This is a genomic window from Fundidesulfovibrio magnetotacticus, from assembly GCF_013019105.1.
Classification (GTDB): Bacteria; Desulfobacterota; Desulfovibrionia; order Desulfovibrionales; family Desulfovibrionaceae; genus Fundidesulfovibrio; species Fundidesulfovibrio magnetotacticus.
The window spans coordinates 120,045-132,125 of the sequence record NZ_BLTE01000004.1 but is presented as its reverse complement, the minus strand read 5'-3'; the positions used below and the strand labels follow the sequence as shown (position 1 = coordinate 132,125).

The 12,081-nt window shown below is 65.0% G+C and carries 13 protein-coding genes; 6 read left to right on the top strand and 7 right to left on the bottom strand.

Annotation, left to right across the window (positions count from 1 at the left end):
• The first annotated feature begins 40 nt into the window (after positions 1–40).
• Positions 41–262, top strand: a complete 222-nt coding sequence (locus tag NNJEOMEG_RS06275) for an alkylphosphonate utilization protein (protein WP_173082438.1) — start codon at positions 41–43, stop codon at positions 260–262.
• Positions 263–310: 48 nt separating this feature from the next.
• On the opposite strand, the gene NNJEOMEG_RS06270 is transcribed toward NNJEOMEG_RS06275, so the two are convergent.
• From NNJEOMEG_RS06270 to NNJEOMEG_RS06240, 7 genes are all read right to left on the bottom strand, one after another.
• Positions 311–772 (bottom strand): DUF4411 family protein, encoded by a 462-nt coding sequence (locus NNJEOMEG_RS06270; protein ID WP_173082436.1) that lies wholly within the window; start codon positions 770–772, stop codon positions 311–313.
• Entirely contained in the window at positions 772–1,980 is a 1,209-nt protein-coding gene (locus NNJEOMEG_RS06265; protein WP_173082434.1) for an ImmA/IrrE family metallo-endopeptidase, read from the bottom strand. Before NNJEOMEG_RS06265 ends, NNJEOMEG_RS06270 begins: the two co-directional genes overlap by 1 nt.
• Before the next feature lie 196 nt (positions 1,981–2,176).
• The gene (locus NNJEOMEG_RS06260; RefSeq protein ID WP_173082424.1) at positions 2,177–3,259 is read right to left on the bottom strand and encodes a tartrate dehydrogenase; all 1,083 of its coding nucleotides are present in this window, start codon (positions 3,257–3,259) and stop codon (positions 2,177–2,179) included.
• A gap of 10 nt (positions 3,260–3,269) precedes the next feature.
• Complete coding sequence (gene ttdB / locus NNJEOMEG_RS06255) at positions 3,270–3,875, bottom strand: L(+)-tartrate dehydratase subunit beta (RefSeq protein WP_173082422.1); 606 nt, start codon at positions 3,873–3,875, stop codon at positions 3,270–3,272.
• The gene (gene ttdA, locus NNJEOMEG_RS06250) at positions 3,872–4,771 is read right to left on the bottom strand and encodes a L(+)-tartrate dehydratase subunit alpha (protein WP_173082420.1); all 900 of its coding nucleotides are present in this window, start codon (positions 4,769–4,771) and stop codon (positions 3,872–3,874) included. Before ttdA ends, ttdB begins: the two co-directional genes overlap by 4 nt.
• A 53-nt stretch (positions 4,772–4,824) precedes the next feature.
• The gene (gene mdh, locus NNJEOMEG_RS06245) at positions 4,825–5,757 is read right to left on the bottom strand and encodes a malate dehydrogenase (protein WP_173082418.1); all 933 of its coding nucleotides are present in this window, start codon (positions 5,755–5,757) and stop codon (positions 4,825–4,827) included.
• Positions 5,758–5,787: 30 nt separating this feature from the next.
• Complete coding sequence (locus tag NNJEOMEG_RS06240) at positions 5,788–7,224, bottom strand: anion permease (protein WP_173082416.1); 1,437 nt, start codon at positions 7,222–7,224, stop codon at positions 5,788–5,790.
• Positions 7,225–7,418: 194 nt separating this feature from the next.
• Here NNJEOMEG_RS06240 and NNJEOMEG_RS06235 point away from each other — a divergent pair, with 194 nt between their 5' ends.
• From NNJEOMEG_RS06235 to NNJEOMEG_RS06215, 5 genes are all read left to right on the top strand, one after another.
• Positions 7,419–9,398 carry a sigma 54-interacting transcriptional regulator gene (locus NNJEOMEG_RS06235; protein ID WP_173082414.1) on the top strand — a complete coding sequence of 660 codons (1,980 nt, stop codon included), beginning with the start codon at positions 7,419–7,421 and terminating at the stop codon, positions 9,396–9,398.
• 236 nt (positions 9,399–9,634) lie between these two features.
• Positions 9,635–10,303, top strand: a complete 669-nt coding sequence (locus NNJEOMEG_RS06230; protein ID WP_173082412.1) for a M15 family metallopeptidase — start codon at positions 9,635–9,637, stop codon at positions 10,301–10,303.
• Between the two features lie 227 nt (positions 10,304–10,530).
• Positions 10,531–10,743 carry a type II toxin-antitoxin system HicA family toxin gene (locus tag NNJEOMEG_RS06225; protein ID WP_173082410.1) on the top strand — a complete coding sequence of 71 codons (213 nt, stop codon included), beginning with the start codon at positions 10,531–10,533 and terminating at the stop codon, positions 10,741–10,743.
• The gene (locus tag NNJEOMEG_RS06220; protein WP_235956853.1) at positions 10,740–11,138 is read left to right on the top strand and encodes a type II toxin-antitoxin system HicB family antitoxin; all 399 of its coding nucleotides are present in this window, start codon (positions 10,740–10,742) and stop codon (positions 11,136–11,138) included. The genes NNJEOMEG_RS06225 and NNJEOMEG_RS06220 overlap by 4 nt, the downstream gene beginning before the upstream one ends.
• 12 nt (positions 11,139–11,150) lie before the next feature.
• Positions 11,151–12,032 (top strand): hypothetical protein, encoded by an 882-nt coding sequence (locus tag NNJEOMEG_RS06215; protein ID WP_173082409.1) that lies wholly within the window; start codon positions 11,151–11,153, stop codon positions 12,030–12,032.
• The last annotated feature ends 49 nt before the right edge of the window (positions 12,033–12,081 follow it).

Below are 12,081 nucleotides of genomic sequence, written 5' to 3'. Positions count from 1 at the left end.
CGGGCCCGCGCGACAGCCCAACCAGCCCGGGAGCCACCGCATGGACGACGTGATCGTGAAGGACGCCAACGGAACCGTTCTGAACAACGGCGACAGCGTCACGCTGACCAAAGACCTCAAAGTGAAAGGATCAAGCGTGACGCTCAAGCGCGGCACGCTCATCAAGAACATCCGCCTCACGGACGATCCCGCCGAGATCGAGTGCAACGCCGACAAGGTGAAGGGCCTCGTGCTCAAGACCTGCTTCCTGAAGAAGGCCTGAGCCGGGAAGAGGCGGGTTAACTTTGAAGTCTACAGACGTTGTTCACAGCTAGCGCATATCCCAGAGAAAACGTGGGAACCGCACGCACGCGACGTTTAGCAGCGCGCAAACATCGGGTATTTTTCGGTTGTGCGGGGCGGCATTGGGTTTGGGTGTCTCATACGTCACCACTGTCGATCCAGACGACAGCGCATGCGCCACCACGAAGGGATCGGCATCCGGAATCCGCTCGACATCCCTCTCGGAGTGCGTTGTGTAGGCTGAAAGGGCCGCCTGCACGGACAATGCTGCATCTTCCGTCGGAATGAAAAACACACTCCGGTTTTTCTTCAGCCACTTAGAAAGCTGGTCCGTACTCCTGTTGATTTCCATGAACACGCACTCGGGAATTCCCACCACTCCCTGAGAACCGAGAGACACCAGCCAATCCCAAAAATACGGCGAGCCATCGAACGTGAAGTCCCACCGATGGGCCGTGATGAGCACGTTGGAATCGAAAATGTAGCGCATCAGGCGATCCGGCCTAGTCTGTCGACTTTCACGCGAAGCATCCGGGATGCATCCCGCAAGGAAAGCCTCCCGTCGTTTGCCGCAGCCAGAATCGTACTGATCACGCGTTCACCAAGCCTGTAACGGTCTAGGACATTTCGCGAAGGGCCCCCTTCATTGGGCCGTACACGTTTCTGCTGTCCTTCCCAGATCGTCTTCAATGCTTGGAAAACACCCCAGTACTCCTTGCCGTTCAGGACACCGACATCCTTACATCGTCTTGCGACGACCATGGGACTAACCTTGAACATGCGCGCGAGAGTCTGCGCCATCTCAAGAGGATCTTGTCCTTCAACGAGCGAAACGGCTTCACGTAGATCGACTTCCGGAACAAGAAATTCCGCAGCAACCGCATTACAGTATTCTTCTGTGGATGCCTGCGAGAGTCCTGTCTCATGATGCAGAGAATCATAGTTTGAAACACCACTAGCACCGATCCAGACATGCGCCAGTTCATGCACCAGGGAAAAGAGTTGAGCGGACTTGCTGTCGTTGGCGTTAACTACAATCAACGGTGCAAGTACGTCGCAGATCGCGATACCGCGAAACTCTTCAGGGGAGATACGGGAATGACTGCTACCTAGATCGCCTTCAACCAGGACAAAGACGCCCAACTCCTGCACTTTGCCGCGCAGCAGGCGAAACAGCGCATCCTTTCCCGGCAGGCGACGTTGGACCTCGAAAGGCATGTCGAGCGTCTTTCGAATTCGCCAGGCGACATCCTGTGCGGGGACCTCGGGCGACACCGCGCCGACGAACGCAAGCGGTAGTCTCCCTTCCTGTTCGACAAGTTCCCGAAGGCCTTCCTGAAGCCATTCCACACGGCGCATGAACGCCGAGAATTCCGGCGTTCCAGAGGAGGCGTCCCGGCCCGGCACAGTACGAAAATCGGCCAGCGAGCTTTCCTTCACGGGAACGCTGGGGAGGAAAAAAGTCAAAACTGGCCTGCGATATGCCCTGGCAAGGCTTTCCAGTTGTTTGAAGCTGGGCGAAGCGACGCCGGTCTCCCAGGACAAAAGACGCTCCTCGGCATTCATGCCGGGGTGCTCTCCCCGCGTCTTGAGCGGCGCGATCTTCGCGCGCACGGCGGCATCACGAAGGGACAGCCCCGCCTGCTCGCGCGCCCACGTGAGCAGGCCGTGATTGACCGGAAGAATACGGTTGCTCATGCAGAACAACTATTCTGGATCACGCTGGACGTCAACGCGCCCAACACGCCGCACGGTTCACCGGACCACTTTGGAGTTCAGGCATCCTTGCCACTCATGCATCGTCCACCGCTTGGCGGCTGGCATCCGCCTTGGTGCTGCCTGCGCCTCCGGAATTTCCCCGGGGCGGCCGCGCGGCCGCCCCGGCTTTTTCTTTTCAGGCCTTGGCCAGCCCGTTCACCTTGGCGACGAGGGCGTCGGTGACCTGGGTGGTGGTGGCCGTGCCGCCCAGGTCCGGGGTGAGGGTCGTCCCCTCGGCGGTCACGGCGCGGATGGCCGCCTCGATGAGCGCCCCGGCGCGCTTCTCGCCCAGGAAGTCCAGCATCATGGCTCCGCTCCAGGCCATGGCGATGGGGTTGGCGATGCCCTTGCCCGCGATGTCCGGGGCCGATCCGTGCACGGGCTCGAACATGGAGGGGTAGCGCCGTTCGGGGTCGATGTTGCCGCTGGCCGAAAGGCCCAGGCTGCCGGTGATGGCCCCGCCGATGTCCGTGAGGATGTCCCCGAAGAGGTTGGAGGCCACCACCACGTCCAGGGAGCCCGGTTTGAGCACGAAGCGCGCGGCCATGGCGTCCACCAGCACGCGCTCGGTCTTCACGTCGGGGTAGTCGCGGGCCACTTCGTCGAAGATCTGGTCCCAGAAGGTGAGGGTGTGCTTCTGGGCGTTGGACTTGGTGGCGTGGGCCAGCATCCTGCGCGGCCGCGAGCGGGCCAGCTCGAAGGCGTAGCGGATCACGCGCTCGCAACCCGCGCGCGTGAACACCGCCGTCTCGATGGCCAGTTCCGAGGGCTGGCCCGGATGCATGCGCCCGCCCGCCCCGGCGTATTCGCCCTCGGTGTTCTCGCGCACGGTAACGAAGTCGATGTCGCCGGGCTTCACCCCCCGCAGCGGGCTCTTCACGCCCGGCAGCAGGGTGCTGGGGCGCAGGCAGACGTACTGGTCGAAGCCCAGGCGGAGCTTGATGAGCAGCCCGTGCAGGGACACGTCGTCGGGCACCAGTTCCGGGTAGCCGACGGCCCCGAAGTAGATGGCGGCGAAGGTCGAGAGCGTCTTCAGGCCGTCTTCGGGCATCATCATCCCGTGTTGCACGTAGTAGTCGCAGCCCCAGGGGAAGATTTCGTACTCCAGGGAGAAGCCGCCCGCGGCCCGGGCGGCGGCGTCCAGCACGCGCATCCCTTCCGGGGCCAGTTCCTTGCCGATGCCGTCGCCGGGGATCACGGCGATCCTGTAGGTCTTCACGTCGCGTCTCCTATTTGATGAACCGCACCTGGCGGTTGATGTCCTCGATCACCGGGAGCTTCTTCGCGTTGAAGCGGGCCTTGTTGGTCTCGAAGAGGTTGTTGCCCAGGGTGTCGATGGAGATGATGAGCGGGCCGAACCCCTTCACGCGCGAGACCCACAGGGCCTCGGGCATGCCCAGGTCCTCCCATTCCACGCGCTCGATCTCCTCCACCTCCTCGGCGGCCAGCACGGCGCAGCCGCCGGGGAACACGGCGTGCACGGCCTTGTGGCGCGCGCAGGCCTCGGCCGTGTCCGGCCCCATGCCGCCCTTGCCCACGATGAGCTTCACGCCCGTGCGCTCGATGAAGTCCTTCTCGAAGCGCTCCATGCGCATGCTCGTGGTGGGGCCGATGGAGATCATCTTCCAGGCGTCGCCGTCTTTGGCCACGATGGGCCCGGCGTGGAAGATGGCCAGGCCCTTGAGGTCCACGGGCAGCTCGCGCCCCAGTTCGATGAGCCGACGGTGGCCCACGTCGCGGCAGGTGACGATGTGCCCGTCCAGATAGACGACATCCCCGGCGCGCAACGACTCCAGGTCCGCGTCCTTGATGGGCGTGGTGAGCACCTTTTTCACAGCGCGGCCTCCTTGTGGGAAAGAATCTCGTAGCTCAGGTCCGGGGCGATGCGTATGGTCCCGCGCCGGTGCGCCCAGCAGCCCACGGACACGCCCACCCCGATGGTGGAGGGGTGGCGCGCCGAGGACTCGATGTGCACGCCCAGCACCGAGGCGTTGCCCGACAACCCCTGGGGTCCGAGGCCCACCTCGTTGAGCCCCTTTTCCAGCAGAAGCTCCATCTCGGCCGCCTGGGGCTTGGGGCTGCGCGTGCCCAGGGGGCGCAGGATGGCCTTCTTGGAGAGCACGGCCGCCGTCTCCACCGAGGTGGAGACCCCCACGCCCACCAAGAGCGGCGGGCAGGCGTTCACGCCGTAGGAGGTGATGACGTCGAAGACGAACCGCACCACGCCCTCGTACCCGGCCGAGGGCATGAGCACCTTGGCCGCGCCGGGCAGGCTGCACCCGCCGCCGGCCATGTAGACCTCCACCACGGCTTCGTCGCTGTCGGGCACGATGTCCCAGTGGATCCAGGGCACGCGCACGCCGGTGTTGTCGCCGGTGTTCTTCTCCACGAAGGTTTCCACGGCGTTGTGGCGCAGGGGGGCCTCCCGGGTGGCCTGGCGCACCGCGTCGCGAAGAATTTCCTCCAGACGCCCCAGGAGCGGGAAACCCGCACCGGCCGAGACGAAATACTGGATCACGCCCGTGTCCTGGCAGCAGGGCCTGTCGAGGCGGTCTGCGGCCTCGAGGTTCTCGAACATGGAGTCGTACACCACCCGTGCGAGGGGGCTGTCCTCGCCCCGGCGCAGCTCGGCCAGCCTGTCCAGCACGTCCTGCGGCAGGCGTTTGCCCACGTAGCCCGTGAAGCGGGCCATGAGGTCCGTCAGGGTCCTCTGGGCCTCGTGCTTGTCCATCAGCAAGCTCCTTTTCGCTGGCCCGGACGCGTCCGGGCGTTCGTTTTGCCGGTTCAGCAGGCCTGGCCCAGCACGGCCAGCTGCTGCTTGATCTTGTCGGCGCTCGCCCCCAGGGCCTGGCGTTCCTGGTCGGAGAGCTCGATCTCCACGATCTGCTCCACGCCGTTGGCCCCCAGCTTCACCGGCACGCCCATGAAGGCCCCCGTCACCCCGTATTCCCCCTGGAGGTAGGCCGCGCAGGGCAGGATCTTGCGCTTGTCCATGACCACGGCCGAGACCATCTGGATCACGGCCGAGGCCGGGGCGTAGAAGGCGCTGGTCTGCATGAGCCTGATGATCTCCGCCCCGCCGTCGCGGGTGCGGGCCACCAGATCGGCCAGTCGCTCGGGGGGGATCATCTCGGCCACGGGCACGCCCGCCACGGTGGAGTAGCGCGGCACGGGGAGCATGTCCTCGCCGTGCTCGCCCAGCACCATGGCCTGCACGTTCTCCACCGAGACGTTCAACTCCTTGGCGATGAAGTACTGGAAGCGGCAGGCGTCCAGGATGCCCGCCATGCCGGTGATGCGCGATGGCGGGATCTGCCCGGCGCGCATGGCCACGTGGCACATGGCGTTGAGCGGGTTGCTCACGATGATGTGGAAGGCGTAGGGGCTGTAGCGCGCGGCCTTGGCCACGCACTCGCCCACGATCTGGGCGTTTACGCGCAGGAGGTCGTCGCGGGTCATGCCCTCGGTGCGCCTGGCCCCCGCGGTGACGATCACCACGTCGGAGTCGCGGGTCTCCTCCAGGTTCTCGCCCGAGAGGCACACCGGCTCCAGGAGGTCCACCGGGCTGGCTTCCAGGATGTCCAGGGCCACGCCCTGGGCCTTGCCCGGGCTGCGGTCCACCAGCACCACCTTCTTGCAGAGCTTGCGTTCGATGAGCCTGCGGGTGACCGCCCCGCCCACGTTGCCCGCCCCGAACACGGTGATCTTGCCGTTCATTGTTTCATGCCCCTCGTTGATTGTTGCGGCCTAGGATGCCCCGCGCATCAGCAGATAGGGGAAGTTCACGCCCAGGAGCACGCCGATGAAGATCACGCCGAAGACGAAGCCCAGGGTCCAGAACTCCTTGCGGGTGATGTAGCCGCAGCCGTAGTACACCGGACTCGGCCCCGTGGCATAGGGCGTGAGGATGCCCATGAGCCCCAGGGTGGCGCAGATGAGGATGGCGAAGGTCTTCATGGGAATGCCGGGGATGCCCATGGCCGTGGCCAGGATCACCGGGAGCAGCGCCGTGGTGTGGGCCGTGAGGCTGGCGAACATGTAGTGGATGAAGAAGAACAGCAGCACCAGGGCCAGCATCAGGGCGCTGATGGAGAAGCCAGACATGGCCCCCGCCGCCAGGGCCGCGAACCACTTGAGGAAGCCCACCTTGCCCAGTCCGTCGGCCAGGGCCACCAGGGTGGCGAACCAGCAGAGCACGTTCCAGGCGGTCTTGTGGCCGGTGATGTCCTCCCAGGTGACCACGCCCGTGAGGATCATCAGCGAGAGCGCCATGAGGGCCACGGTGGTGGCGTCGAAGAGCTTGCCCCCGAAGATCCAGAGCACAAGGGCGAACACGGCCAGCCCTGCCATGGTGATTTCCTTGCGGGTGAGCGCTCCCATCTTGGCCAGCTCTTCCCCGGCCCAGCGGGGTGCGTCGTCGCTGCGTTTGATCTCGGGGGGATAGATCACGTAGACTAGGTAGGGCAGGGCCGCAAACAGGATGATGCAGGCCGGGGCCAGGGAGAGGAACCACTCGTTCCAGGTGAAGGTGAACTTGGCCGTCTTCTCCAGGAGCGAGAGGGCCAGCAGGTTGGGGGCCAGGGCCGTGAGGAACATGGTGCTGGTGACGCAGGTGGCGGAAAGGGCGGTCCACATGAGGTAGCCGCCGATCTTGCGCGCGCCGCTCTCGGGCGTGGAGCCGTAGAGGGGCGGGATGTTCTTGATGATGGGGAAGATCACGCCGCCGGAGCGCGCGGTGTTGGAGGGGGTGAAGGGGGCCAGGGCCAGGTCGGCCAGGGCCACCGCGTAGCCCAGGCCCAGGGTGGAGCGCCCGAGCTTCTTGATGAGCACCAGGGAGATGCGCCGACCCAGGCCCGTCTTCTCGTAGCCCATGGCGAACATGAAGGCCACGAAGATGAGCCACACCGTGCCGTTGGAGAAGCCGGATAGCGCCCAGCGCAGGGCGTCGGCCGTGGTGGGGGCCACGCCCGCCTGAGCGGGCACAAGGTTGAGCGCCGCCGCCAGGGTGATGCCCATGAGCCCAGCGGCGGCAGCCGGGATGGGCTCCAGCACCAGGGCCGCGATGACGGCCGTGAACAGGGCGAAATACTGCCAGGCGTAAGGCTGCAGCCCCTGGGGCGTGGGCACGAGCCAGATGGCCAAGCCGATGGCCACGGGCACGATGGCCTTCCAGTCCAGTTTCATGCGCTCCTCCTCGTTGCGGCCGCCCGTCGGCGGTCCGGGTTGCGGGTCCCGTTTCCCTCGGAGGCCTTGCAGCAGAAACCGTTCCAGATAGTAAGCACAATGATTTCAAGGCCATTTCGCACGATGTCGCAGCAATGAAACGTTTATGGTGCATTCCGTCGCAGAATGTCGCAGAGTGTTGCACGGAGGCTGCCATGCAGACCATCGCCTTCATCGCCCTCACCCCCCGCATGCAGGAAGCCGCCCGGGAAATCCTGCGCGCCGAACACCCCGACGTGCTCCTGGCCGAGGGTCTCATGGACGGCGCGGCCGACACCGCCCGCGCCCTGGCCGACCGGGGCGTGGAGGTGGTCATCTCGCGCGGGGCCACGGCCCGCCGCGTGCAGGACGCCCTGCCCGACCTCTCGGTGGTGGACATCTCCACCTCCAGCCTCGACCTCCTCACGGCCCTGCACAAGGCCCGGGAGCGCGCCCGGCGCGTGGCCGTGGTGGCCTTCCCGCCCATGTCCGACAACGCCGTCGAACTGGGCCGCATGCTCGGCGCGCAGGTGGACGTGGTGGAGTGGGAGACCCAGGAGGGCATCGTCCCCGCGTTGCTCGCCGCCCGCGAGCGGGGGGCGGACATGGTGGTGGGCGGCTACATCATGGCGCTCTACGCCGCGCGTCTGGGCATCCCCTGCCAGCCCGTGGAGCCCAGCCCCGCCAGCATCCTGGCCGCCGTTCGCGAGGCCAAGCGCATCGCCCACGGCCGCTCGGTGGAGAAGGCCAAGAACTCGCTCTTGCGCGCCGTGCTCACCTCCACGGACAACGGCATCGTGGCAGTGGACCGCGCGGGCCGCGTGACGGTGTGCAACCCCGTGGCGGGGCGGTTGTTGCGCCTCACCGAGTCCGACGCCCTGGGGCGTCCCGTGGACGAGGTGTGGCCGCGCTCCGGGCTGGAGCGGGTGCTTTCGGCCGGGCGGCCGGAGACCGCGCGCATCGAACGCGTGTTCGACCAGGAGCTGCTCTGCGGCACCCTGCCCCTGACCGTGCGCGGCGAGACGGTGGGGGCCGTGGCCACGATCCACGACGCCCAGAAGATCCGCAAGCTGGAGGCCACCCTGCGCCTGCGCGGCCTGGCCTCGGGCCACGTGGCCACGGCGCGCCTGGAGGACGCGCACGGGGAGAGCCCTGCCCTGGCCCACGCCGTGGCCATGGCCAGGGACTACGCGCGCACCGGCGACACGGTGCTCCTGCATGGCGAGACGGGCACGGGCAAGGAGCTTTTCGCCCAGGGCATCCACAACGCGAGCCCGCGCCGGGCCGGCCCCTTCGTGGCGGTGAACTGCGCGGCGCTGCCCGGCCAGCTTCTGGAGAGCGAGCTGTTCGGCTACGTGCCCGGGGCCTTCACCGGGGCCAGCCAGAAGGGCAGGCCAGGGCTCTTCGAGCTGGCCCACGGGGGCACCATCTTCCTGGACGAGATCGCGGAGATGGAGCCCGGCACGCAGGGCAAGCTCCTGCGCGTGCTCCAGGAGCGCAAGGTGATGCGCCTGGGCAGCGACCAGGTGATCCCCGTGGACGTGCGCGCCGTGGCGGCCACCAACCGGGACCTGGGGGCGCTGGTGGCCGAGGGGCGCTTCCGGGCCGACCTCTACTACCGCCTGAACGTGCTGCGCCTGCGCTTGCCGCCTCTGCGGGCGCGCTCCGGGGACGTGCCGGGGCTGGCCGCGCGTTTCCTCGACCAGGCCAGCGGGCGTCCCGGCCGCTTCCAACTCTCCGGGGGGGCGCTCCGGGCGCTGGCGGCGCACCCTTGGCCGGGCAACGTGCGCGAGCTGCAGAACGTGATGGCCCGGGTGGCGGCCACGCACCGGGGCCGCACGGTGGACGAGGCGCTGGTGCGCGAGCTTCTGGACGAGGCCCCCGCGCTCCGGGAGGGGCACGGCGAGCAAGGGGGCGGGGCGGGATTCCCGGGGCCAGCGGGAGGAGCCGGAACGGGGAACGCCGGGAGTGCCGGGGGAGCCGCTCCAGGGTCGGGGCCAGGGTCCGCCGGAGGCCTCCGCGCCGCCGAACGCGCCCGCCTGGAGGACGCCCTCTCACGCGCCCGGGGCCGCGTGGGCGAGGCGGCGGCGCTGTTGGGCGTGAGCCGCTCCACGCTCTGGAGGAGGATGAGGGCGCTGGGGTTGGAGAAAAATTAAAGAAACCCGATCACCAACACCCGAACGCCGCTTCGCGTCACACCGGATCTCGCGTCGTGCAATGACATGAAATTTTAATTATCATCGCCACTGGCATATGCTATCGACGGCACACACCCCACGAACCACAGGAGGCCGTCATGTTCGCACCGCTTGTTCCGATATACATTTCGTCAATCTATCCAACATCCATCCCAGGCCCGCTGCCTCGCCGCATGGCCCGCTGCACCCCAGACATGAAGTCCGCCTTGCTCTCCCTGGCGGACGAAGTGCTGCCACTGGCCGGACGGCTCGTTCTTTCCGACCTGTTCCGCTCCTACGAGGAACAAAACCAGGCCCACAAGGACTTCGTCTCCGGCAAGAAGGATGCCTACAGCCCCCCGCCGGGTCGCAGCTTCCACGAGTCCGGCCGGGCCTTCGATCTGGACCTGAAGGCCCTGGGCTCACTGGGGGCTACGGGCGACAGGTTGACCGTCTTCCACAAACTCGCCGCCCGGCACGGCGTGACGCCGATCACCGCGCCTGACATCAAGCAGAAGGAGGCATGGCATTTCGAGCTGCGCGGCAGCCACCAGACGGTCTACGACTATTACGCCGCCGGGAAGGGCACGAACATGAAGCCCGCCTCGGCGGCGGCCGCCAGCGCCATCGTTTCCGCGGGCCTCCGGGTGGATTTCCTGGGCGATACCCCTGTGCCGGGCTACGTCCAATCCGGTCTGATCCGGCTCGGCCAGGACATTGGAAACCTGGACGGCCAGATCGGCCCCGGAACCCGCAAGGCCTTGCGGAACCTGGGCATCAGCGCCCAGGAACCCGAAGATATGGCGCAGGCAGTGGAGGCCCTGCTGATGGTGAACTTCCCGAAGGAATACTTCGTGGCTCAAGTGGACGGCGAGGAGTCTTGAGCGCGGGGGCCGGGAGAACGCACACCCGCCCCCTACCCGTCCCTCTTCACGCCCTCGGGCGAGAACGCGGGCAGGCACACGGCCACGTAGGACGCGCCGCCCGGGTGGGGCGGCGCTTCTGGGAGTGAGCCGTTCCACGCTCTGACGGCGCATGCGGCGTCGGGCGCGGGGAAAGGGTGACAAGGGAGCTTCCTTGACAAACCGTACGCCGTGTGTAGCATACACAAATGAACAGCCGCGAGATCATCCGCAGACTGGAGAAATGTGATTTCGCGCTGTTGCGGGTGAACGGCAGCCATCACGTGTTCGGAGGTCCCCACGGGCAGCGGGTGGTGGTGCCCCACCACGGCAAAGGGCGCGACATCCCGACAGGCACGTTGCGCAACATCTTCCGCCAGGCCGGATGGGCCTGGCCGCCCGAGACGGAGGAGCCCAGGTGAGCGGCATACGCAAACACTATCCCGTGATCCTGCACAGCGACGACGGCGTGGCCTACGGCGTCACCGTGCCGGACATGCCCGGGTGCTTCAGCCACGGCGAAACGCTTGAAGAGGCTCTTTCCAACGTTCAGGAGGCCGTGGAGGCCTGGCTGTTCGACGCCGAGGAGGCCCCGCCCGCCAGCGCGCCCGGGGACGTGCTGGCCCTGGCCGAGGCCGAGGGCGGCACGCTGGCATTCGTGGAACTGGACCTCTCCTTCCTGGACCGCGAGCCCGTGCGCGTGAACATCAGCCTGCCCCGGCGCAGGCTGGAGCGCATCGACGAGGCCGCGAAGAGGCTGGGGATGACCCGGTCGGGTTTCCTGGCCCACGCGGCGGAGCGGTTAGCCAACCAATAGCCGGGAACACCAATGAATATGGACTTTGACAGTATATCTCACTCTTTCATTTCGCAACAAATCAGGGATCACAGCCGCAAGGATATCTACCTTCAGAGTCTATACGAAAACGCATCTGCCTACTCTAGCAGCGGGCATGCCGACAACGACTTCCTGCCGCAACTCTTCAGCCGACAGAAGTCTCAATTTCATAGCCGCCTATTTGAGCTATCTCTATACAACCTACTAACAATCAACGACATCAAGCTGCTCCCAGCAAATCAAGGCCCTGACTTTAAATTTAAACTTCATAACAAAACAATCTGGATTGAAGCAACATCCCCAACCCCATCAGGCATTCCAGAGCAGGATAGTCAATCTCCTGTCAGACATTTTTATCATCAGGAATGCTTATTGCGCATCACCTCAGCATTCAAAGACAAATCTGAAAAGTTCAAGCTATACATCGACCAAGACATAGTCTCCAGTGATGACGTGTGCATTATTGCAATTGATTCCGGACAGCTTGATGGTTTTGGCTCGGGAATAAGTCAGATGCCGTTCGTTGTCGAGGCCACTTACCCAGTCGGCCCTTATGCAATACACTTTGACATACTCACCGGGAAAAAGACTGACTCAGGACACACGTTTCAAGATAAAATTGCAAAAAAACACACCAGCTCAAATATATATAAAGATAATTTTTTCACAACAGACCATTGTCATATCAGCGCGTGCCTTGGAGCATACTCTCAAACAGCTGGAATTTATAATGTTTGTATGGTGCATAATGCTCACGCACTAAACATATTACACCCAAACATACTCCCTTATGATTCAGAGTACGTTGCATCTTGCACCCAAGACATACTTTCCTTGAAGAACCTCATCCAGCCGAAGATGCCTATGGGATGATTCTGTAGTCCTTCAGGGTAATCAAACGAGAAGGCCGGAGAGGCGCACA

Bases quoted from the DNA above. Each gene is read 5' to 3' on its own strand.
- NNJEOMEG_RS06275 (WP_173082438.1), top strand. From the start codon at position 41: ATGGACGACGTGATCGTGAAGGACGCCAACGGAACCGTTCTGAACAAC.
- NNJEOMEG_RS06270 (WP_173082436.1), bottom strand. From the start codon at position 772: ATGCGCTACATTTTCGATTCCAACGTGCTCATCACGGCCCATCGGTGG.
- NNJEOMEG_RS06265 (WP_173082434.1), bottom strand. From the start codon at position 1,980: ATGAGCAACCGTATTCTTCCGGTCAATCACGGCCTGCTCACGTGGGCG.
- ttdA (WP_173082420.1), bottom strand. From the start codon at position 4,771: ATGGACAAGCACGAGGCCCAGAGGACCCTGACGGACCTCATGGCCCGC.
- mdh (WP_173082418.1), bottom strand. From the start codon at position 5,757: ATGAACGGCAAGATCACCGTGTTCGGGGCGGGCAACGTGGGCGGGGCG.
- NNJEOMEG_RS06240 (WP_173082416.1), bottom strand. From the start codon at position 7,224: ATGAAACTGGACTGGAAGGCCATCGTGCCCGTGGCCATCGGCTTGGCC.
- NNJEOMEG_RS06235 (WP_173082414.1), top strand. From the start codon at position 7,419: ATGCAGACCATCGCCTTCATCGCCCTCACCCCCCGCATGCAGGAAGCC.
- NNJEOMEG_RS06230 (WP_173082412.1), top strand. From the start codon at position 9,635: ATGAAGTCCGCCTTGCTCTCCCTGGCGGACGAAGTGCTGCCACTGGCC.
- NNJEOMEG_RS06225 (WP_173082410.1), top strand. From the start codon at position 10,531: ATGAACAGCCGCGAGATCATCCGCAGACTGGAGAAATGTGATTTCGCG.
- NNJEOMEG_RS06215 (WP_173082409.1), top strand. From the start codon at position 11,151: ATGAATATGGACTTTGACAGTATATCTCACTCTTTCATTTCGCAACAA.